The following is a 372-nucleotide window of genomic DNA, read 5'->3' as shown; positions in this document are numbered from 1 at the left end:
TCTGCGGAATGATGCCCTCGACCTCCTCGGCGCCGCCGTGATGGTGCCCGGCATCGACCATCGCCTGCTCGCGCGCCATCTGCGCCTCGTCCTTCTCCTCCGACATACCGATCGGGCCGATCATCCGACCGTTGAGGAACTGCTTGACCACCGGCTCCTCCGAGGTCAGCAACACCTCCCGCGGACCGAACATCACCAACTGACGACGGAACAACATGCCGATGTTGTCCGGCACCGTCCGCGCCAGGTTGATGTTGTGGGTCACGATCAGGATCGTCGCGTCGATCTGAGCGTTGATATCGATCAACAACTGCGACAGATACGAAGTACGCACCGGATCCAGACCCGAGTCCGGCTCGTCGACCAGGATGA

Annotated in this window: 1 pseudogene; it reads right to left on the bottom strand. The window is 61.8% G+C overall.

What is annotated here, in order from left to right:
- Positions 1-372 (bottom strand): annotated as a pseudogene (locus IU449_RS28730) (ABC transporter ATP-binding protein); the annotation flags it as partial.

The sequence above is a fragment of the Nocardia higoensis genome (genome assembly GCF_015477835.1).
GTDB lineage: Bacteria > Actinomycetota > Actinomycetes > Mycobacteriales > Mycobacteriaceae > Nocardia > Nocardia higoensis_A.
Note: the sequence above shows the minus strand (reverse complement) of the source record. Positions and strands in the feature narration are given on the sequence as shown.